Genomic DNA, 21,168 nt, shown 5'->3' with positions numbered 1-21,168 from the left:
GTATTGGAAGGAGCAGTCAGAGCAAGTTTTCTACACGCGAACGACTGGGATTTGGCAAACGGTTTGGATGGAGGCTGTTAATCAAGCATATGTGAGCCGAGTGAGATTGACGCCGGATATCGATCATAATAAAATTCATATTCGCAGCTTTATTAAGGGAACGGAATTATATAATGGCTTGCGACTTAGCATTAAAATATCGTTTGAAGGTGAATTAATCGCTGAGGATGTTATTCGTGTTATGGAGCAGGAAGAGGAGGTCTCTATCAAGCTTCATGATTTTAATGATCATGGGCTTGGCCGCTGGTGGTCACCGGAGAAGCCAAACTTGTATGATGTTGAATTTATGCTGCTTGATGGAGAACGAGAATTGGATCATGTCAAAAGCTATTTCGGTATGAGAAAGATATCCATTGAGGATGGCGTTATTTGCTTAAACAATCGCCCTTATTATATGAAGCTAATTTTGGATCAAGGTTATTTTCCAGGTGGTGTGCTAACAGCTCCAAGCGATGAAATGCTCCGTACGGACGTCGAGCTGACCAAGCAAATGGGGTTCAATGGGGCGAGAAAACATCAAAAAATAGAAGACCCGCGTTATTTGTATTGGTGCGATAAGCTAGGACTGCTCGTTTGGGGCGAGATGGCCAATGCGTATCAATACTCCGAACAATACGTGACGCGTATCATGAATGAATGGCAAGAGGCTGTTCACCGTGATTACAATCATCCTTGTATCGTCGTGTGGGTTCCGCTTAATGAAAGCTGGGGAACGCCAAATATATTAATAGACAAAAGGCAGCAGCACCATGCCTCTACTCTTTATTATTTGACCAAATCTCTCGACGATACAAGACCTGTTATCTCAAATGACGGCTGGGAGCATGTGAAATCTGATATTTACACGGTTCATGATTACGAAAGCAATGAACAGATACTGGCAAGTAGATATGCAACGCCTGAAATGTCCGTCAAATGTGATCCTCAAGGCAGAAAAATACTTGTGCCTGGGTTCACTTATAATGGCGAGCCGGTGCAGTTATCGGAGTTCGGCGGTATTTCGTATATTAAGGATAATGAAGTAGGTTGGGGGTATTCTTCGGCTAGAGACGATCAGGACTTCTTGAACCGTTTAGTTGCCGTGATGCGTCCGATTATAGCAGCTGGCGGACTGCAAGGTTATTGTTATACGCAGTTAACGGATGTTGAGCAGGAGAAAAATGGCTTGCTGTCCTTCGAGCGTGAACCGAAGCTTCCTATTGAAACCTACCGAGAGTTAAACAAAGGAATGATCCCGGTTCTATAGGCGACATTCCAATGCTGCGAACTGCACTTAGCATAGCTAATGTACTTACCGAACATAATAGTCGAAACAAAGACTATGAACAGGTCAGGAGCATTGCGATATGTTTAAAGAAGCAGTATCTATAGTTGATCAGAAGATAAAAGTGATTGAAAGCGATCACGGCAGTATTTATTTAGTCGGTCCCATTCAACTTCCGGTGAAGCTTGATGAAGGCGAGGCAATTTTTCAATGGTATTGTTGGCTGCTCTGCAAAGAGCAGCTTGACGATGCGGAGCAAATCATCAAGAAGCTTTCGTCGATTAATTTAGCAGAAATGCAGCAATCAAGCGTGCTGGTGTATGGCGATTTCGAACAGGCAGATGAGGCGTGGATTCGAATGCACAGCATTTGTCATACGGGCGATATTTTTGGCAGCAAACGTTGTGATTGCGGTTATCAGCTGCATGAATCAATGCACATGATTGTGGAAAAGGGTACAGGCGCATTGTTTTATTTGGCCAATCATGAAGGAAGAGGAATCGGTTTGTTTAGCAAAGCGATGGCTTATTTACTGCAAGAGAAGGGTTATGACACCGTAGAGGCGAATGAGGAGCTTGGCTTTGTGGATGACGCTCGCAGTTATAGTGATGCGATACTCGTATTGAAAGCACTTCGTGAGAAACCAGTGTCGCTCATTACGAATAATCCGAAGAAGCTGGATGCAATGCAGGCGGCGGGACTTGATGTGAAAAATCGTATTCCGCTTTGGGGAGATCGATCGGAGCATAATGAGAGGTATCTCGCGACAAAAGTGAATCGTTCGGGTCATTTTGCAGCAAGCGGTTGTCCTAATGAATAATTAAAGGTTAAAAAATTGGATAGGGCTGCCCAGGTAGCACATAAATGCGCTAGCCGGACAGCCCTTGTTTGTATCATATATTTAACCGGACCTCTTCTTCTTATAAGAAAGGCCGTACTGGGTCCCCTTGTTAACAGCAAACAGCATGTGTACCAAGTTGTCTTAAACTCGCATCCTAAAACAACGAAAGCCCTACCTCTCTTCCGTCCTCGCGGCTCCGATGACCGCGCCAGTGTGAATCAGAAATACATCACGTAACAGGTTTGGAATTAACAGCAAAGAAATCAAAATCTGAGGAAATCATTGAATCTTACTGGGGATGTTATGGGGTTAAATATTATACATTCCCATTATCATACTACATATTATATTTAAATGCAACAACAAATTACAGCGAATGACTTTTTCCTTTCTGGATACTCTAGAAATGGAAGGGGGAAGTAAAATGCCAAGTTGGATTGAAATTGTACTGCGAACGTTAGCGGCCATCACTATTTTATTTGCGCTTACGAAGGTTTTGGGAAAACGCCAAATTTCTCAGCTGTCGCTGTTCGAGTACATAACAGGTATATCTATCGGTAATATTGCCGCATATATCTCGCTTGATCTCGACAATTTATGGTTTTTGGGACTGGTATCATTAGCGGTTTGGGTTAGTGTGTCGGTCGGAATGGAATTTTTGACCATAAAAAGCAAGAAGGCTCGTGACTTTATTGACGGAAAAGGTACTGTGCTAATTAAAGATGGCCAGCTGCTCAAAGAAAGCTTGCACAAGGAACGGTTGACCTTGGATGAGATGCTCGAGCAATTGCGCAAAAAGGATGTATACCGTGTAGCCGACGTGGAGTTTGCTGTTATGGAATCAAGCGGTGAAGTCAATGTGCTGTTGAAGAAAGCCTATCAGCCTTTAACGCCGGATACGCTTGGCTGGCAGGTGCCGAATGAGCGAGAGGCAATGACCGTATTGATGGACGGGGAAATACAGGATGAAGTGCTCACAAACTTAGGCCATGACCGACAATGGCTGCTGCAGGAGCTGGAAAAGCGAAATGTGAAGGAATCAGAAGTGTTTTTTGCCCAAATTGACAGCAATGGCGAGCTGCTTATCGATACCGGCGAAGAGAGCAAGCAGCCGCAAAATAGTCAACAATCCAAACCCAAGGATCGTGTCATTATGTTGATTGAGCAGTTTGAGGCGGAGTTGATTCGACTTGAACGCTTGTCTCGTAATGAAAGCGATCGACGCGTTTATCAGACTGCAATTGATCGCTTTCAAGCAAGCACAAAGTCACTGCCTGATCAGCTGTTGAAGCATTAGCCTATGTCCATCTAGCCGACCAAAGCTTCATTTCTTTTAAAATATGATGCAAGTCCTCGCCCTTAGGTGTCAGTGTGTATTCGACGGTAACAGGCACGGTTGGAAAAACCTTGCGTTCAAGCACGCCCTTATCCTCGAGATGACGGAGCGTGCTTGTTAATGCACGAGGACTAACCGCCGGAATAAGCCTCTGTATTTCTCCGAATCTTTTGGTGCCGCAAAACAGTTCTCTCAGCACTAAAAAAGCCCATTTACCGCCGATCACATCTAATGTCTTCTCAATATTGCATTCGATATGGAGCGGTTCCTTCGGAATGTAATTATGTGCACTCATCGACAATTCCCCTCTCTGCTATATGCTACCAATAGTATAGTATGTATATTAAAGATAATAAAGTGAAAAAACATTCACTACTTTAATAATAGAACGTTGTACTATAGACTACAGATGAAGAGCGGAGTAAATCGATTAAGAGGGGTGTTTTGGGATGAAGTATAGAAGACTTGGCAACAGCGGTTTAAAAGTAAGTGAAATTGGACTTGGAAGCTGGCTCACCTACGGCACGGCAACAGAAGCGGAAACCGCTAAGGAATGTATACATAAAGCTTATGAGGCTGGCATTAATTTTTTTGATACTGCTAACGCTTACAATAATGGGGAAGCCGAAAAAGTAATGGGAGATGCCTTAAAAGGGTATACACGCAGCAGTTATGTTCTCGCAACAAAGCTGTTTTTCCCAATGGGCTCAGGACCAAATGATCGCGGTCTTTCTAGAAAACATATCGTCGAGCAATGTGATGCAAGCTTGAAGCGTTTGGGTACTGATTATATAGATCTTTATCAATGCCACCGCTTTGATTCGGAAACGCCGGTTGAGGAAACTTTGCGGGCACTCGATGATTTGATGGCACAAGGGAAGGTGCTTTATGCAGGGGTCAGCGAGTGGACAGCTGCACAAATTACGGATGCTGCAGCGATAGGGAAACGTCTTAACCTCCGGAAGCTTATTTCGAATCAACCGATTTACAATATGTTTGAGCGGTATATTGAACGGGGCGTTATCGAAGCTTGTGAGCAAGAAGGCATGGGGCAGGTTGTTTTCTCACCGCTTGCACAAGGGATTTTAACAGGTAAGTACAAGCCAGGCCAAGCCGTGCCGGCAGGCAGTCGTGCTGCAAATGATAAGACAAATGGCATCATTAACAGTTATTTGCGAGAAGATGTACTGCAGGTTGCAGAGAAGCTGGAGCAGCTGGCTGCAACGATTGGAGCATCATTGTCACAATTTGCATTAGCATGGGTGCTTCGCCAGCCGAATGTGAGCTCAGCTATTATCGGTTCGAGCCGACCGGCTCAAATCGAAGAAAACATAAAGTCAGTAGACATTGAACTGTCAGATGAGCTGCTATCACAAACTGAAGCAATCTTGGCAGAAATCAGCGGCTTTGCTCCGATGCGTTAAAAAGCAAAATGATAGAAATAACAAAAAGGCTCTTCGAGAGAAGTGCCTTTTTGCTATATATATAATAGAAGCGATTTTTTTTTAATGATTCATTTGGGTCTCGGAGGGGCTATAGGTGCCCGGTTGTGTAATAGGAGGGGGCATATCCTTTCCACCGGCAAAATGATATTTCACTACGGTATTGAATTTATCGATATGTGGCATTAAGGATCGTCCGCCCCATGCTTCCTTGGCAAAATCGTTGAAGTAATTTACGAACTCCATATTGGCTGAAATATGAACTTCTTGTACAGCTGGAGCCAGCTCGCGAACTCTAAGAGCGACAGTCTGCTTAAGTTCATCCGACAAATCATTAACATCGTTGACTGAGAAATAGGAGTTGTACGGTGATACAAGGATCTTGCTGTTGCCATACGGACTGCCTGTATCATGGTTATATACGCCATCACTAGTACCTGTATTGTCTTGCTCGCTTTTGCCGCCTGAATTCCGAGTACCAACTGCGGTCCAATCAAGCATTAAACCGACATAAGCATTTTTGTCTGTCAGCATAACGATTGCGGAAGCTATGCCGTTTAGATCAGTTACTTTGCGTGAGATGACGGAGCTGTATTCAAAAAATGAATTATTATGCTGGTCAGCATTGTTCGTAGTCGGCCCATAAGCTCTGCYGCCGAGCATCTTCGGATCGTTAGCTTGACGGCTTCCATAATCGGTGTCGCTTTGCTGAGCATACTGTTTGTAGGCACAGCCGGCTGAAGTTGTTATCATGACTGCCGACAACAGCAATGCGGCAATTCGTTTAACCATAAAGAACGGACCCCCATTCATACGATAATGACTTTAGTTTTTGCCGTGGCTCCGTAATTATACGTTTTTGCAAGCATACATAATTGACCATGGGTTTGGTGCACAATGTAGGATAGAGAGAATGCCATGCAGACGGGCTAAACAAGACAGTTTATCATGCGAAAAAACGCAGTAATGATGCGAATTTGACAGCTTTGAGAACAATTTGTGAACTCTCTGTGGAACATTGACAAATAGGGGCTTCAACTTTATATTTAATAAAGTGATTTAAGTTGCAGGAGTTGTAATAACATCTGTGAAACACGCAGCCAGCCGTATGCCACGTGAAAATTAGGCAGCTGCGAAAACGTCAAAAGTGGGGTTGATTAATGATGAAACGGTGGCGATTTGTAAAACGGCTTGCGCCGCTTATGGCCATGATGGTGCTAGTACTAGCGGCTTGCGGGCGGAGCGATTTGTCGACGCTGAATCCTCAGGGACCTGTAGCGGAAGAACAATTCGGGCTGATGAAGCTGGCAATAGGAATCATGTTGATCGTGATTGTTGCCGTATTTGCGATTTCTTTGTTTGTAATTATTCGTTTCCGCAGACGTCCGGGAGACAAAACAATTCCTAAGCAGGTGGAAGGAAATCATAAGCTTGAGATTATTTGGACAGTAATTCCAATCATCATGCTTATCATTTTGGGTGTACCAACCGTTCAATCCGTATTTAATCTTGCTAAAGACTACAGCAAAGATCCGGAAGCGGTTCAGGTCATCGTTACTTCACACCAATACTGGTGGGAGTTTGAATACCCAGCTTACGGAATCAAGACAGCACAAGAGCTTATTATTCCAAAAGGTAAAACGATCTCCATCACAGCGAAATCCGCAGATGTGCTTCACTCATTCTGGATTCCATCGCTTGCTGGGAAAATCGATACCAACCCTGGTGCAAACGTAAATAAAATGTACTTCTCTGCACCAAAAGAAGGCGTTTACCTGGGTAAATGTGCTGAGCTTTGCGGACCTTCACATGGTTTGATGGACTTTAAAGTTAAATCAGTGGACGAGTCGTCATTTGATCGTTGGGTAGCTGCACTTAAAGAACCTGTAGCGCTTCCAAGCGATCCGGCAATTGCTAAAGCATTTGAAAGCAAATGTCTATCTTGCCACGCAGTGGGTGATTTGGGCGGACCTGCTTATCCTAACTTGACAGGTATCGGAAGCCGTGAGACTGTCGGGGGTATACTTGTTAACACCGATGATCCGCAATATTCCAATGAAGGTTCAGTATACGACAACTTGCACCGTTGGATCAAAAACCCGGACGAAGTTAAACCGGGCAACCAAATGGGTAAAATCGAAGATTTGACTGAACAAGAGATTGAAGGTATTGCTAAATACTTATCTGAATTGAAGCTTAACTACGAACAATAATTTATCGGTGATTGAAGGAGGTACCTACTTTGGCTCATGCGCATACGCATAAGGTCAAACGTTACAGCGGTCTAATGGACTGGCTGACTACGGTTGACCATAAAAAAATCGGAATATTGTATATGATTGCCGGCGGTTTTTTCTTCCTTGTCGGTGGTTTGGAAGCGATTTTGATTCGGGTTCAATTGTGGAAGCCGCTAAATAACTTTGTTAGCGCGGATACATATAATGAGCTTTTAACCATGCACGGAACGACGATGATCTTCCTTGCAGCGATGCCGCTTTTATTCGCCTTAATGAATGCGGTTATACCGCTTCAAATCGGCGCGCGCGACGTAGCTTTCCCTTTCGTTAACTCATTAGGCTTCTGGACATTCTTGTTCGGCGGTATTTTGCTTAACGTGAGCTGGTTTACTGGCGGCGCTCCAGATGCAGGCTGGACATCATATGCACCGCTCGCGGGGACGACCTATAACGGCGATCACGGCGTTGACTATTATGTACTAGGTTTGCAAATAGCGGGTATCGGAACACTTATCGGGGGTATTAACTTCCTCGTAACGATTATTAACATGCGTGCTCCAGGCATGACGTTCATGCGTATGCCGATGTTCACATGGGCAGCGTTCATTACTTCGGCGCTAATCCTGTTCGCATTCCCTGCTTTGGCAGTTGGTCTAGCGGCACTCATGTTCGACAGATTGTTTGATGCAAATTTCTTTGATCCTTCAGGCGGCGGTAACGCGGTCCTATGGGAGCATATTTTCTGGATATTCGGGCATCCTGAGGTTTATATCCTCATCTTGCCGGCCTTCGGCGTTATTTCCGAGGTAATAAGTACATTCTCACGTAAGCGTTTGTTCGGTTACAGCTCGATGGTATTCGCTACAATCCTGATCGGCTTCTTGGGCTTCATGGTTTGGGCGCATCACATGTTCACGGTTGGTCTAGGACCAGTTGCGAATGCGCTGTTCTCCATTGCAACGATGCTTATCGCGGTTCCAACAGGTATCAAAATTTTCAACTGGCTATTTACGATGTGGGGCGGTTCCATTAAATTCACGACAGCTAACTTGTTCGCTGTCGGATTTATACCAACCTTCGTAATGGGCGGCGTTACCGGCGTCATGCTGGCAGCAGCACCTGCTGACTTCCAATATCATGATTCTTATTTTGTCGTAGCGCATTTCCACTATGTTATCGTAGGTGGTTTGGTACTGGGTATTTTCTCAGGCCTTCACTACTGGTGGCCAAAAATGTTCGGACGCATGCTGAATGAAACACTTGGTAAATTGACGTTCTGGACATTCTTTATTGGCTTCCACTTAACATTCTTTATTCAACATTTCCTTGGCTTGCTAGGTATGCCTCGTCGTATTTGGACATATCTCGACGGTCTTGGTTTCAACGAAATGAACATGATCAGTACAGTAGGCGCATTCTTGATGGGCTTTGGTACAATTTTCTTCTTGCTGAACGTTGTTATCACAGCTTTCAAACCACAAAATGCACCAGCTGATCCATGGGAAGACGGTCGTACTCTAGAGTGGACGATTCCATCTCCACCTCCTGAATACAACTTTGCTCAAACACCGCTTGTACGCGGCTATGATGCATACTGGAAAGAAAAAACGGACGGTCACAAAGGCATGACGCCTGCGGAGCCAATTGGTCCAATTCATATGCCTTCTCCTTCGATCCTGCCTTTCTTCATGGGATTTGGATTGTTTATCGCAGGTTTAGGTTTCATGTACGCTAAAGATTGGGGCAACTTGTTTGGATCATTCAAATCAGGTTATGCTCTCGGTATTGTTGGTTTGCTGATCTTGTTCGGTTGCATGTTCCTTCGTTCCGTAATCGATGATCACGGCTTCCACATTGAAGAAGAAGAAATCCTTAGAGATATGGGGGGTAAAGCATGAGTGCGCATTCGCATGTAGAGGGGCAATTGCCTCATGAGCCCGAAAAGGCGACCCTCGAGGGACGCAATAAAGTATTAGGCTTTTGGCTTTTCCTTGGCGGAGAAACTGTATTGTTCGGAACGTTGTTCTCAGCGTTCCTAGCACTACGGAATCAAGTCCTTGATGGACCGCCAGCACATGAATTGTTCCAGCTTCCACTCGTTGCGCTTGCGACAGCACTTTTGCTTACGTCAAGCTTAACAAGCGTGTTCGCTGTTCATGCGCTGCATACAAACAGAGTGAAGGCGTTAATTAATTGGCTGATTATTACGGTCATACTTGGCGCAGGTTTCCTTGCTCTTGAAATTTATGAGTTCTATCATTATGTACATGAAGGCCACGGCTTTACAACGAGCGCATTCAGCTCCTCGTTCTATACGCTGGTAGGTTTCCACGGAGCACACGTTGCTTTCGGTATTACATGGATCACATTGATTATTATTCAATTAGCAAGAAAAGGATTGACTGTAGTAACAGCACCTAAGGTATATGTAGCTGGTATGTACTGGCACTTTATCGATGTTGTATGGGTATTCATTTTCACCGTCGTTTACTTGATGGGAAAGGTGGTTTAATCCATGGCAAGCAATCATACAGCCACTGAGGAAAGCCCCAAGCGTCATAAGGTCGAAGGACCTAAGAAGCATATTATCGCGTTTATTTTCTCGATCTTGCTTACGTTCATCGCATTCGCGACTGTAATAAGCGGAGAAATCAACAAAGATTTTATCTACATCATTTTGATCGGCTTAGCGGTATTGCAAGTGTTCGTACAAATGGCATTCTGGATGCACATGAAAGACCGTGGTCATACTTTCGCAATTATTGGGATTTTGACTGGTGTATTCATCGTCTTCACATGTGTCATTATGGCTGAATACTGGGCTTGGTGGTAACCGATTTAACTATTGGAGGAGAGGAGGGTCCCGAGGCTTGGGTCCCTCCTCTTTTGTAAAAAAGCTAGCGTAATTGAAAGGAGTTTCCACGATGCTTGGCTTACAATATTTTCGCTTCGAGGAATTGTGGACCCCCATGTTTCTATTCGGAATGGCCGCAATTGTCATTCTATATTACTACTTAATTGGACCATGGCGTGAGAAGAATGCTCCTGAGGCTGATGCAGCGACAAAGCTTCAGAAGTTTATGTTTGTTTCGGCTGCAATTATGTTTTATATGGTTCACGGAGGACCTTTAAATCTATTAGGTCACCTTATGTTTACATTTCATATGGTCAATATGTCAGTATCTTATTTAGTTGTACCGCCGCTAGTATTGCTTGGAGTTCCAAGCTTCTTATGGCGAAAAATGTTCTCCGCTCCGTTTTGGAAAAAACTGAGCTTCATGATGCATCCTATTATTTGTCTTTTGTTGTTTAATATTTTGTTCTCGGTTTATCATGTCCCAATTGTCCATGACTATGTGATGACGCACTTCTCTGTGCATCGTCTTTATTATTTTATTTTGCTTGTAACGTCGTTTATGATGTGGTGGCAGATTGCCTCACCTGTTCCGGAGTGGAGCAGACTTAGCGATGTGAAGAGAATGGCTTATGTGTTTGCGAACGGCATGCTTCTGACACCAGCTTGTGCTTTAATTATTTTTGCCAAAACGTCTATGTATGCGATTTATAGCGATCCTAATGTTTGGGTTACAGCGATGGGGTACTGTGTATCGGGTGATCCGAGTCGTTTGCTGGAGAGCTTTAGCGGTCCGCAATTTTTTAATATTATGGACGTAGTTGAAGACCAGCAGCTTGGCGGAATCGTCATGAAGTTCGTGCAGGAAATTATGTATGGCATTATATTGGCGTATATATTCAAGCAATGGTTCAAGCGTGAGCATAAGGACGATGAATTGCCGAATACGAATACAGGAACAGCTTAATACCAATTATTTAACGAACATTAGGTGGGGTAAAAGTGGACAAATATAATATTGTACCGACAATCAGTACTTTCTTCATCGTGCTTAGTGCGGTGCTGGTAGCCGTAGGCTGGAGGCTCGCGATTAAGCGCAGGCTGGCGGAGCATCAGAAGGTTATGTTCTATGCAGCAGTGTCAGCAACGATCTTCTTTATCGTATATGTATCGCGTTCGATTTTCGTGGGAAATACAATCTGGGGCGGCCCAGACAGCTTAAAGCCTTACTATTTTGTCTTCTTATTGTTTCATATCGTGCTTGCTACAGTTGGCGGCGCATTCGGAATTACAACACTAACGCTTGGTTATAAGAAGAAATTTGCCAAACATCGCAAATGGGGTAAAGTAACTTCAGTGGTTTGGTTTATTACAGCTATTACAGGCACAGCGGTGTACGTATTGCTTTACCTTATGTACCCAGGCGGCCATACGAAACCCGTTATTGATGCTATTTTCGGATAGAACGACAATGTGTAAGCCATGTTTTCAAAAGAGACTACTCTTTTGAGAACATGGCTTTTTTTATGTTTATGCAGAAGTGATTGGCTTGTAAATAGGGGGATTGCCATTGTGCAGGAGTATTTACCGTAGAAGGGAATTCTCCTCCAAAAATCTTTTTATGGAAGTACTTGACAACTGTGTATACACTGAATATACTGTGTATAAGGATATATACAGTATATTCGCTAAGCGATTGAAGGGAGCAAATGCTGTGGGGTTATGGAAGGGTGCATGGTATTTAGCGAAGCATGAGCTGGCTAAAGATCGTTGGAAAAGTCTTTTTACATTATTTTTTATCGGATATCTATTGTTATTCACCGTTCCTTTAATGCGGGATGGCTTCATAGGGGAAAATGGCCCATTCGGAAACTGGTCACTCGATTTCATTTACCTTTCGATTCTGCCTGTTCTAGGGTTCATTGCTAATAAGACAATGATGCGTTCCTGGAAAGAGAATTCCTATACGAGGAAGATCGCACAATGGAGAACGCTGCCGATTTCATCGAAACAAATTGCACTAGGGAGAATCATTCAGCTGGCTATCGTATTGTTTGCTGCTCAACTTGTTTTCTTCTTATTGCAATTTATCATTGCACGGAATATGGGCGTTGATATTTCAGCCTTAAGCTTCGTGTTATATGGAGCAAGCTGGTTTGGCTATTCACTGACAATGGGGACTGGTTATGTATACTGGGAGTTGGGGCATTCAGGAAAAACATATTTTTTCTTCAACATCACTTATCTCGCTTTTCTGCTTATCTTTTCAATCAGTCTAGCCTTTCTGGATATTGGAAATATTGTTTCAAGTTCGCTGCATGCAATCGAGAACGGCAGTTGGTGGCTGCCAATCATAACCGTAACTATTGGTGTTGCTGCTGTGTTCCTCGGCGTTAAACGAATTGAAAATCGGCTGGAGAAAAGAACCTACAGAGCATAGATATTTGAGAATGGAAGAAGGTGAACCTCATGCGGCTGCCGATCCAAATTAATGAACAAAGTGCAGAGCCGCTTTATCATCAGATCGAAGTACAATTGCGAGCATTAATCGTCAGCGGTCAACTTTCGGAAGGGATGCTGCTGCCATCGATACGCGAGCTTGCCCAAACCGTTAAGTGCAGCGTGATTACAGTAAAAAGAGTATATAACGATTTGGAAGCGGAAGGGCTGCTCCGAACAAGGCAAGGAACTGGCACTTATGTGGCACAGGTTGGTGATCAGGAACGTGACCGGCATCGTCTTGCTTCTGTTATTGAAGCGCTAGAGCTGGCAGTTGTAGCCGGCAAGCGGGTTCAGTGCACAGAGGAAGAGCTGCAGAAGATGTTTAAAGAAGCGATGAGTAAGCATTTTGATTAAAGGATGGGACATATGATGAATGAGACGATGGCGATACAATTAAACGGCGTTGTGCAAAATCGTGCGAGCTTCAAACTAGGGCCGGTCCATATGAGTATTCCACAGGGTTACATCACTGCCATTGTTGGGCCGAACGGATGCGGTAAGAGCTCCACCTTTCGCTTAATGCTTGATCTGGATAAAGCGGATGAGGGCACCATTCAGCTGCTTGGAGAGCAAGTGGAGAATGGTCTCAGCACAGAGGTTAAAAAACGAATTGGTTACCTGCATGATCAATCCTCCTCGCATGAGGACAACATGAAGGGGACGGAGAAAGCTGAGTTTCATCGTTTCTGGTATGACAAATGGGATGTGAATCGTTATCGGGAGCTGCTTCGCATTCTTGAGGTCGATGATAATCAGCTGCTAGGCAAAATGTCGAAGGGGATGCGCCGCAAATTTGAATTTGCACTAGCCCTAACACATAATCCGGAGCTGCTCCTGCTCGACGAGCCTTCCTCAGGGCTTGATCCGCTTGCATGGAAAACGATGATTGAGGTGCTTCATCGGTACATGGATCGAGGAGATCGTACCATTCTTATGACCTCCCATATCATAGAAGAGGTGAAACGACTTGCTGATTTTATCATATTTATGGCTCAAGGCAGAGTGCTTGGCATGTACGAGAAGGATGAGCTATTCAGCAGTTGGTTTACGTTATTTGTAAGTGGAGCGGATCTGACTCCGAAGAAAGCAGCGTTAATCCCAGGTCAAACCGTTGTTGAGCATGCAGGTGGAACGACCTATCGAATTGCGACAAATCAGGCTGCAGAAGCTGAAGCATGGTGTGCTGAGGAAGGCTATCAGATTGTAAGCAGGCAGGCACTTGAGCTGGATGAGATTATGAATGCTTTGCTTACACAAGATAGATTAAATACAAGAATGAACTAGTAGAGGGGAGTAATGAAATGAATCCATTAATAGTAGAAAAGGTAGTTAAGCAATACGGGGATAAAACAGCAGTAAACGAAATTAGCTTGGAGGTAAGCGAGGGCGAGATTTACGGCCTGCTCGGGGCCAACGGCGCCGGCAAAACAACGACGATGCGGATGGTGCTCGGCTTGATCTATCCGGACGAAGGGCGGATTCTCTACAACGGAAAGCCTTACAGCAATGAGCAACTTAGCCTGCTCGGGTATTTGCCGGAGGAGCGCGGGCTGTATCCGAAGGTGAAGGTCAGCGATCAGATCATCTATCTGTCGCAGCTCAGAGGAATGTCGAAAGCGGATGCCGACCGCAACCTTAAGCAGTGGCTGGAGAGGTTCGAGGTGCCGGAATATTACAACAAGAAGGTCGAAGAGCTGTCGAAGGGGAACCAGCAGAAGATTCAATTCATCGCGGCTGTCAACCACAAACCACGCATCGTCGTCATGGACGAAGCGTTCAGCGGACTTGACCCCGTCAACGTCGAATTGTTGAAGTCGACGGTGAAGGAGCTGCGCGACTCCGGCTCGAGCATCCTGTTCTCGACGCACCGGATGGAGCATGTCGAGGAGCTGTGCCGCAACATTACGATTTTGCATCGATCGAACACGGTCTTGAAGGGCAGCTTGAAGGAAATAAAAAAACAATTTCCGAGAGAACGTGTCATCCTTGGCACTGACAAAGAAATTAGCGGACTCGATCGGCTGGCTGGCGTAACCGGCGTCACACGCACGGAGCGCGGCTACGACATTGCGATCTCCTACGAAGCGGCGGGTGCTGACATTCTGCGTTTGGCGATGGAGCAGGCGAACGTGAATCATTTCGAAATTAAGGAACCGACGCTAAATGAAATCTTTATCCGAATGGTGGGTGATCGTCATGAATAGTTTCTGGACGGTAGTAGGGTTTACGATCCGGAATAAGGTCAAAGGCAAAGCTTTCGTAATTACTACGTTGATTATCGCGTTAATTATCAGCATCGGCATTAATCTTCCTTATATCATTGCACAGTTTGATAAAGGCGACAAAGTAACAAATATCGGCTATATCCAGTCGCAGAGCGAACAAGCGGCGAGCGGCACGGCAACAGGCGACAGCTTGAAGGCGTACTACGAGAAACAAGAAAATTCGAACATCGTGATGGTTCCTCTTGAGGACAAAGGCGATGCCTCGGCAAACGAGAAGCAGCTGAAAAAAGCTATCGATGAAGGGGAAATCAAAGGCTACCTTGAGTTCGGCGATATGACGGACAGCGGTTTCCCGGAAATGACTTACAAGTCCGAGAAGCTGATGGAATTCGGCATGACGGAATCAATACAGGGAGCGCTTTTGCAAATTCGCCAAACGAACGTGCTCCAAGATGCAGGCCTTTCGGCAGAGCAAATGGCGCAGCTATCGGCTCCGATCAAGATCGGCACCGTTCAGATTTATACCGGCGAGGGTTCGGGCAGCGGCAACACGGGCAGAACACCGGCGGAGCAAGGCGTCAACATGGGCGTCATCTATGTCATGATTATCTTCCTGTTCATGGCAATCATGACCTCCGGCAACATGATCGCGTCGGAGATTACGGCGGAGAAAAGCTCGCGCGTCATGGAAATCCTCATTACGAGCGTATCGCCGCTGAAGCAAATGTTCGGCAAAATATTCGGCATGTTCGTCGTCGTCATTGTGCAGGTCACATTCTACTTAGCCGTCATTCTGACGAACATATCCATGCCGCATAACAAAGGGGCATTAGGCAATCTCGACATCGACTTGTCGCTCGTTGATCCGATTCTGCTCATCTACGCGCTGCTGTTCTTCCTGACGGGCTTCTTCCTGTTCGCGACGCTGTATGCGGCGGTCGGTTCGATCGTAAGCCGGACGGAAGACCTGGGTCAAGCGGTCATGCCGCTGACATTCGTCTCTCTGGCGGGCTTCTACATCGCAATCTTTAGCATAAGCGCGCCGGACAGCATGCTCGTGAAGGTGACGTCGTACATTCCGGTCTTCTCGCCATTCGTCATGCTGCTCCGCCTTGGGCTGACGGAAGTGCCGATGTGGCAGACGCTTCTCTCTTTCGGCATCTTGCTCGTCTCGATCTACGCGGCGGTCTACATCTCCGCTAAGATCTACCGCACCGGCGTACTCATGTACGGCAAACGCCCTAGCTTGAAAGAAATCCGCAAGGCTATGAAGGCGTATAAGATTTAGGAGTAGTTCTTGGTTCCATCTGATTGCGGTTGCCTAAAATCGTTGGAAATTCCATCTGCTTCGAATTTACCTAATAAAGGTATTCAAAAGTTATTGAAAAAACCCACATTCGGCCTATCTGGCTCGATTGTGGGTTTTTTGCTTAGTTAGATGAGGTCCTATCCATTCTCATTTTCATTTTCATTCTCTTTATAGATGGAGATCAGCACGATTGCCTTATCTTCACCTATATTTCTTACTAAATGTGGCGTACATGCATTCCAACTAAAGGAATCACCTTCTCCAAATTCAGCCTTATCTTCCCCTTGTTCCGCGTAAATTCTCCCTTTAATGACCACATGGACCTCCTCGCCTTCATGAGCATGAGGAGTATTGCCAGTCGTAGAACCAGGAGGAAACTCTATAATCATCATCCGTACGTTTTTTGTGGAACTCAAGTGTTCGACTTTTAGATTTTCTGAACCGCTTGTAGTGATTGTCCGTTCGTCTTTCCGAACAATTCTCATTCGCTCTTCTTTCTTTAGAAGCAAGTAGGCAAGTGGCACTTTAAGTGCTTGAGCTATACTTTCTAATGTTGAGATGGACGGTGAGGTCTTATTCGTTTCAACCTGACTCATAAATCCTTGAGACAGGCCGGTTGTTTCGCATATTTGAGCGATTGTGATATTTTTTCGCTTCCGGATCGCTCGTATAGTGGAGCCAATATCCATCTAATCACACCTCTAGAATATTTGTAATACTAAATTTAATTTTATATTATCAATATTTGTGTTGACAAGTCAATGTAAATCGTTTTAAATTACACCTATAGAAAATATATTTCTATTACTAATATTTTTGGAGGGAAAAAGAATGACTAAAACAGCTTTTGTTTCCATAATCATGCGTGTGGTGTTGGGCATCATATTTATATTTCACGGAGTGGATAAGTTTCAGGGAATAAGCAATGTAGAAGCTTGGTTCAGTTCCATAGGCATTCCGGGAGTTTTAGCTTATGTTGTTGCAGCGCTTGAACTTATCGGCGGTATATTGTTGATCTTGGGGTTGTTTACTCGTTATGTAGCAGGATTGTTTGTCATCATACTCATCGGTGCAATTATAACCGCGAAATTATCGGCTGGACTTCTTGGTAACGGTCAAATGGCTGGTTATGAGCTGGATCTTGGATTCATCTTGGTCTCGTTGTATCTGGTTGTTGCCGATCGATCACCGTTCTCTGTTGACCGTTTTATTATGAGCAAGCGCAGTGAATAACTTACAGCATGGAGGAAACTAAGATGAATCCGAAATATCAATATGACGTTCACTTACCGGTTAAACTAGAGCAAGGAAAGAAATATCCGACGATCTTCACCTTCCACGGCAAAGGATCAAATGAACGAAATATGTTCGGTTTGGTTGCTCCATTGGCTGAAGAGTTCATCATCATTGGGGTTCGCGGTAATTTGCCGCTTGGTACGGGATTCCAATATTACGATTTGAAAAGCCTAGGAAACCCTATTCGAGAGATGTATGACCAAGCGGTTACAGATCTCGAAGCATTCATTCATTATGCGACTGAGGAGTATCCAATCGATCCTGACAAACGTTATTTGCTCGGCTTTAGCCAAGGTGCAATCCTGTCCATGACGCTTGCACTTACAATGGGAGATCAATTAAAGGGAATCGTAGCGTTGAATGGATATATTCCTGAGTTTGTGAAAACGGAGTATTCACTTCGAAGTGCTAAGGATGTTTCCATATTTGTCTCGCATGGGGAATTCGACTCCGTATTCCCGGTTCATATCGGCCACGAGACAGCTGCCTATTTAAAAGACCAGACGGAGCGCTTAACTTTCAAACTATATCCGACCGACCATGGCGTATCTGAAGAGAACCAGCATGATTTTATGAAGTGGATGAAGAAGGATGTCGAATTAAACATAAATAAGGAGTGAGATCACATGATGCCATCCTATTTTTTCGCGCACGGTGCACCATCAATCGTGCTCGATGATAACGAATATACAATGTTGCTTAAGCAATTTAAAGAGCACACACCAAGACCAAAAGCTATCGTTCTCTTCTCCGCTCATTGGGAGGAATCGATACAGACGGTTAGCGCTGCAGAAACTTATGAAACCATTTATGATTTTGGCGGGTTCCAAGATGAGCTTTACCAGATGACTTATCCGGCACAAAGTGACCGATCGTTAGTAGATCAGATTCAAAACTTGTTTACAAAGCATGGTGTTGAGAACGTTCAAAATGAAAAAAGAGGTTTGGACCACGGGGCATGGGCTGTTCTAAAACTACTGTATCCGGATGCAGATATTCCGGTCGTAGCGCTATCCGTAAATCGTTATTTATCTAATGAAAGGCAGTATCAAATCGGCAAGGCATTAGCGGAACTCCGCGAGCAGGATGTTCTTATCATCGGAAGCGGTGGGACCGTTCATAATTTACGGAAATTGAACTGGCGGTCGGAGGGAATTGATGAGTGGGGGGAACAATTCGACAACTGGATTCAAAGTAAGCTGGAGTCATGGGATACCGAAGCCCTGTTTCAATACCGTGAGCTCGCTCCCCATGCCCAAGAGGCCGTACCGACAAGTGAGCACTTCATTCCGCTTCTTCTCGCCATGGGAGCAGGTGACGTCAACCGCAACGCAAAACTTCTTCATCGCAGYTACCAATACGGTAACCTAAGCTTAAGCTGCTGGCAATTCAATTAAGATGAAATGAAAGAGGGCGGATCGGATGACATCCGCATTTAAGACGGCAGCGGAGAGAATAATAATATTTTCTATTGCCGCTGTGTATATTGCGTTGCAGGCGGCGCAGCTTGAGATGCTGGTCTTTCTGCTTGGTGGATTGGTGTTTTCTGCAATCGCCTTGCTGTTGCCAAAACTGAAGGGGATGACGTTTTGGCTCACGATTTTCTTTGTGACTATTGGAGTTGTACTTCTTGCGCTGCAGAAAGCAAATGCTAGGATTTGGTTCGAGTCGGCTGGAATAAACGTGACCATTGTAACGCTTTTCCTATTCGCTCCGTTGTTCGGAATTCCAGTTCGTATTCCTGAATACGTTAAGGCCTTGAAGCGGTTTTACGAAGCTAACCTGCACAGCAAGGCCGCTCTATTCTTGGGAACGCAGCTGCTCACTCAAATTATGGGCGTATTTATCAACGTAGGTTCGATACCGGTTGTTTATCAAATGGTCTTTATTAAACCGCAGCCAGGGATGAGCCGTTTGCTTGCAAATGCGCTCAACCGAGGTTTTGCGGGAGCGATTCTCTGGTCACCTTATTTCGCTGCCATGACACTAGTGACTTCAACGTTAGGACTGTCCTGGTCGTCCGTTCTGCCCTATATGCTTGGACTCGCCATTCTTAGCCTCGGCATAAGCTGGGCAGTCGATTTTCGGGAATTGCGTAACGCTAGTCTAGATGAATTTGAAGAGGCAGTAGACAAAAAGGAGAACTCGAATTTTCCAGTTGGACTCGGCATGTATTTAATAGGCGCCATAATTGTCATCTTAACTATGGAACGTATGATCAAGCTGCCAATGGTCTTATTAATCTGTATGGCTGCAGTAGCTTTCCCTTTGTTCTGGTGCATTATAAAGGGGACCATGAATATATACAGAGAAGGAATTATAAATCATATAACAATCACTTTGCCGGCTTTGCAGAAAGAGATTACGCTTTTTCTGGCCGCTGGCTTTTTCAGTGGCGCAATTGGGATTACAAACTTCGGCTCAAAGGTTCCGAATTTGCTTGAGTTTGTTCCAATGCCGATTTCCTTCACATTCACGATATTAACCGTTCTTTTGATTGCAAGCACTTCAATAATTGGTCTCCATCCAATCGTGCCAGTGACTATGCTCGCTGGAGCCATTGATCCCGTGAGCGTGCAAATCAGCCCAACTTATTTTGCGGTGCTGCTGCTTGGAAGCTGGGCTTTGTCTAATCCCATCTCGCCGGCTTCGGCTGTAAACAACTTGCTGTCCGGTTTACTAAAGAAATCAGTGTTTGAGATAGCTGCACCGAATTACAAGTTCGCCGGCTGTATGGCGCTCAGTTTGATCATTTTTTTAATGGTTGTGGTGAGGTATTAGAACAAAAAACAAGCTAATATTGAACTGACATATCATTTTCATGATCTATTTCTTGCCCTAGCTGCAGTCTGTATTCACTCAAGGACATGCCAAAATGCTTTTTAAACGACTAAAACAGGTACCCATACGCTAAACACTTTTTTTAAAGTGTCGAGTGTATGGGTACCTGTTTTGTGTTCGGCAACTGATTTTCCTGTTGCCTCTTTGAAAAATCTCCCTAAATAGACGTCTTGGAGCCGTTAAATCATAGAAGGATGCGAGTGCAATCTTTGTTTTTTTTTGAAAATCAAAATTTAGAGAGAATTATCTTTTTTAGAGAGCTGCAATGATGATTTATCAAAGGAAAATACACTTTTTTATGTTTTCAACACTTTTTTTATCAGCTACTGTGAAATAGAAATAAGCAACAATGGAGTCTTTTGAAGAGAAGGGGAGGTCGATCAGCTGGTGCGGATGATATTATCGCCGAGAAGCAAAAACAGATCAATGAACGGAGAATAGCGAACGGCTCGTAAGAGAGGGGTTCTCGAATGAGCAACCATTAAACATGATTAAAAAAGAAAGCGTTGTCATGTTATCCTGCGAATGGCTACGCCTTACTCTGCTAGGAATACCTCAACTACTGTTTCGACAATATGCTTTTTGTTTCAGGTTCATAAGCGGAGAAATTCAGAATTGGGAGGAAAGGTATTAATGATGAACAGATTCAAAAAAATCACTTCTGTAACATTGGCAGCTGCAATGATTATGACAACATTTACGTTTGTATTCTCAAATACGAGAGTAAATGCACAGCAAGTGACAGGTAATGCGCCTTTTATAAATTCGTGGCTGGTAACTGGTCCATTTGATGCGCCAGTAGTGGACAAGATTTACGGGACTGAAGTGGGTGAAAATGTAAATTATGCGCCGTTGGCATCAGAAATAACAGCATCGTCGTCAACGCTTGCAGTAAACCCTGTATCAAATTTGGTTGATGGAGACAAAAAAAAGCAATGGGTGACAGAAAGAGACTCTAGCC

The 21,168-nt window shown here is 44.5% G+C and carries 23 protein-coding genes; 20 read left to right on the top strand and 3 right to left on the bottom strand.

The genetic code is table 11. The annotated features are described in order from the left end of the window. From AC1DSE_RS12925 to AC1DSE_RS12915, 3 genes are all read left to right on the top strand, one after another. Positions 1–1,306: glycoside hydrolase family 2 protein (locus AC1DSE_RS12925; RefSeq protein ID WP_477527752.1), on the top strand; the 1,306-nt coding region annotated here is incomplete at its 5' end. A 100-nt stretch (positions 1,307–1,406) separates the two neighbouring features. Next, a complete protein-coding gene (locus AC1DSE_RS12920) occupies positions 1,407–2,144 on the top strand; it encodes a GTP cyclohydrolase II (protein WP_477510905.1) in 738 nt (245 codons plus the stop codon). Between the two features lie 445 nt (positions 2,145–2,589). Beyond that, the gene (locus AC1DSE_RS12915) at positions 2,590–3,462 is read left to right on the top strand and encodes a DUF421 domain-containing protein (protein WP_477510904.1); all 873 of its coding nucleotides are present in this window, start codon (positions 2,590–2,592) and stop codon (positions 3,460–3,462) included. A gap of 1 nt (position 3,463) precedes the next feature. Here AC1DSE_RS12915 and AC1DSE_RS12910 read toward each other — a convergent pair whose 3' ends face one another. Continuing rightward, positions 3,464–3,796: a winged helix-turn-helix transcriptional regulator gene (locus tag AC1DSE_RS12910; RefSeq protein ID WP_076267153.1), complete on the bottom strand. Its 333-nt coding sequence runs from the start codon at positions 3,794–3,796 to the stop codon at positions 3,464–3,466. 154 nt (positions 3,797–3,950) lie between these two features. On the opposite strand from AC1DSE_RS12910, the gene AC1DSE_RS12905 reads away from it, so the two are divergent. After that, entirely contained in the window at positions 3,951–4,925 is a 975-nt protein-coding gene (locus AC1DSE_RS12905; RefSeq protein WP_477510903.1) for an aldo/keto reductase family protein, read from the top strand. A gap of 81 nt (positions 4,926–5,006) precedes the next feature. Here AC1DSE_RS12905 and AC1DSE_RS12900 read toward each other — a convergent pair whose 3' ends face one another. Then, positions 5,007–5,735 carry a YhcN/YlaJ family sporulation lipoprotein gene (locus AC1DSE_RS12900; RefSeq protein ID WP_477527751.1) on the bottom strand — a complete coding sequence of 243 codons (729 nt, stop codon included), beginning with the start codon at positions 5,733–5,735 and terminating at the stop codon, positions 5,007–5,009. A gap of 368 nt (positions 5,736–6,103) precedes the next feature. Here AC1DSE_RS12900 and coxB point away from each other — a divergent pair, with 368 nt between their 5' ends. From coxB to AC1DSE_RS12845, 11 genes are all read left to right on the top strand, one after another. Beyond that, positions 6,104–7,156, top strand: a complete 1,053-nt coding sequence (gene coxB / locus AC1DSE_RS12895; RefSeq protein WP_076267151.1) for a cytochrome c oxidase subunit II — start codon at positions 6,104–6,106, stop codon at positions 7,154–7,156. A gap of 74 nt (positions 7,157–7,230) precedes the next feature. Then, positions 7,231–9,078: a cytochrome c oxidase subunit I gene (ctaD, locus tag AC1DSE_RS12890; RefSeq protein WP_076267396.1), complete on the top strand. Its 1,848-nt coding sequence runs from the start codon at positions 7,231–7,233 to the stop codon at positions 9,076–9,078. Then, positions 9,075–9,692: a cytochrome (ubi)quinol oxidase subunit III gene (locus AC1DSE_RS12885; protein WP_054023103.1), complete on the top strand. Its 618-nt coding sequence runs from the start codon at positions 9,075–9,077 to the stop codon at positions 9,690–9,692. Before ctaD ends, AC1DSE_RS12885 begins: the two co-directional genes overlap by 4 nt. 3 nt (positions 9,693–9,695) lie before the next feature. Next, positions 9,696–10,013: a cytochrome C oxidase subunit IV family protein gene (locus tag AC1DSE_RS12880; RefSeq protein ID WP_076267149.1), complete on the top strand. Its 318-nt coding sequence runs from the start codon at positions 9,696–9,698 to the stop codon at positions 10,011–10,013. Positions 10,014–10,104: 91 nt separating this feature from the next. Further along, positions 10,105–11,001 (top strand): cytochrome c oxidase assembly factor CtaG, encoded by an 897-nt coding sequence (gene ctaG / locus AC1DSE_RS12875; RefSeq protein ID WP_441882640.1) that lies wholly within the window; start codon positions 10,105–10,107, stop codon positions 10,999–11,001. 35 nt (positions 11,002–11,036) lie between these two features. Beyond that, positions 11,037–11,498 (top strand): DUF420 domain-containing protein, encoded by a 462-nt coding sequence (locus tag AC1DSE_RS12870; protein WP_339204859.1) that lies wholly within the window; start codon positions 11,037–11,039, stop codon positions 11,496–11,498. Positions 11,499–11,748: 250 nt separating this feature from the next. Continuing rightward, positions 11,749–12,474, top strand: a complete 726-nt coding sequence (locus AC1DSE_RS12865; RefSeq protein ID WP_441882638.1) for a hypothetical protein — start codon at positions 11,749–11,751, stop codon at positions 12,472–12,474. A 29-nt stretch (positions 12,475–12,503) separates the two neighbouring features. Next, positions 12,504–12,890, top strand: a complete 387-nt coding sequence (locus AC1DSE_RS12860) for a GntR family transcriptional regulator (RefSeq protein ID WP_441882636.1) — start codon at positions 12,504–12,506, stop codon at positions 12,888–12,890. Between the two features lie 12 nt (positions 12,891–12,902). Beyond that, positions 12,903–13,820 (top strand): ABC transporter ATP-binding protein, encoded by a 918-nt coding sequence (locus AC1DSE_RS12855; protein WP_477527750.1) that lies wholly within the window; start codon positions 12,903–12,905, stop codon positions 13,818–13,820. Between the two features lie 17 nt (positions 13,821–13,837). After that, positions 13,838–14,740 carry an ABC transporter ATP-binding protein gene (locus AC1DSE_RS12850; RefSeq protein WP_076267143.1) on the top strand — a complete coding sequence of 301 codons (903 nt, stop codon included), beginning with the start codon at positions 13,838–13,840 and terminating at the stop codon, positions 14,738–14,740. Continuing rightward, positions 14,700–16,049: an ABC transporter permease gene (locus tag AC1DSE_RS12845; RefSeq protein WP_441882632.1), complete on the top strand. Its 1,350-nt coding sequence runs from the start codon at positions 14,700–14,702 to the stop codon at positions 16,047–16,049. Before AC1DSE_RS12850 ends, AC1DSE_RS12845 begins: the two co-directional genes overlap by 41 nt. Before the next feature lie 158 nt (positions 16,050–16,207). Here the strand turns inward: AC1DSE_RS12845 and AC1DSE_RS12840 are convergent, their stop codons facing one another. Further along, positions 16,208–16,759 (bottom strand): helix-turn-helix domain-containing protein, encoded by a 552-nt coding sequence (locus tag AC1DSE_RS12840; RefSeq protein WP_477510900.1) that lies wholly within the window; start codon positions 16,757–16,759, stop codon positions 16,208–16,210. A gap of 142 nt (positions 16,760–16,901) precedes the next feature. Between AC1DSE_RS12840 and AC1DSE_RS12835 the strand changes: the two genes are divergently transcribed. From AC1DSE_RS12835 to AC1DSE_RS12815, 5 genes are all read left to right on the top strand, one after another. After that, the gene (locus AC1DSE_RS12835; protein WP_477510899.1) at positions 16,902–17,303 is read left to right on the top strand and encodes a DoxX family protein; all 402 of its coding nucleotides are present in this window, start codon (positions 16,902–16,904) and stop codon (positions 17,301–17,303) included. Positions 17,304–17,326: 23 nt separating this feature from the next. Next, a complete protein-coding gene (locus tag AC1DSE_RS12830) occupies positions 17,327–17,986 on the top strand; it encodes an alpha/beta hydrolase (RefSeq protein WP_477510898.1) in 660 nt (219 codons plus the stop codon). Positions 17,987–17,992: 6 nt separating this feature from the next. Beyond that, a complete protein-coding gene (locus AC1DSE_RS12825) occupies positions 17,993–18,763 on the top strand; it encodes a DODA-type extradiol aromatic ring-opening family dioxygenase (protein WP_477510897.1) in 771 nt (256 codons plus the stop codon). Between the two features lie 25 nt (positions 18,764–18,788). After that, positions 18,789–20,147 carry a hypothetical protein gene (locus AC1DSE_RS12820; protein ID WP_477510896.1) on the top strand — a complete coding sequence of 453 codons (1,359 nt, stop codon included), beginning with the start codon at positions 18,789–18,791 and terminating at the stop codon, positions 20,145–20,147. A gap of 693 nt (positions 20,148–20,840) precedes the next feature. Continuing rightward, positions 20,841–21,168: hypothetical protein (locus tag AC1DSE_RS12815; RefSeq protein ID WP_477527749.1), on the top strand; the 328-nt coding region annotated here is incomplete at its 3' end.

It is taken from the genome of Paenibacillus sp. 01L418 (genome assembly GCF_056400045.1).
Note: the sequence above shows the minus strand (reverse complement) of the source record. Positions and strands in the feature narration are given on the sequence as shown.